This window comes from Donghicola sp. XS_ASV15 (assembly GCF_041224595.1).
Classification (GTDB): domain Bacteria; phylum Pseudomonadota; class Alphaproteobacteria; order Rhodobacterales; family Rhodobacteraceae; genus Donghicola.
In genome coordinates, this window is the sequence record NZ_JBGFGN010000043.1 from 1 (window position 1) to 406 (window position 406).

A 406-nucleotide genomic window follows, 5' to 3' on the forward strand; every position below is an offset into this window, starting at 1 on the left:
GAACGTCTTGGAAAGATCACAAAGCAGGGGGATCGCTACATACGCAAATTGCTGGTCGTGGGCATGACGTCTCGCGCTGTGATGGCGAAACGTTCCCCGCAGAAAGTCGATCTCTGGACAGCCAAGATGGTTACCGACAAGCCCTTCCGGCTGGCGACAGTCGCGATGGCAAACAAGGCAGCCCGGGCCATCTGGGCAATGCTGACCAAGAAACAGGAATACCGGCAACCCGCGTTCTAAGCGCACCGGTTGCCTACGAGATGCAAGACGTTGAAGTGATGATGCGGAATTAAGTCAACCAAAAGCAAGGACACTCCGGGAATGGCAGCGGCCCCTTGAGGTCGATAAGCCGATTGGAACCTCGCTTGCGGAACTCATCAGGGCCAGTGGAGGCAATGCCAAAACA

The 406-nt window shown here is 55.9% G+C and carries 1 pseudogene; it reads left to right on the top strand.

Annotation, left to right across the window (positions count from 1 at the left end):
• Positions 1-240: pseudogene (locus AB9K37_RS00550) on the top strand (IS110 family transposase); the annotation flags it as partial.
• Positions 241-406: the final 166 nt, after the last annotated feature.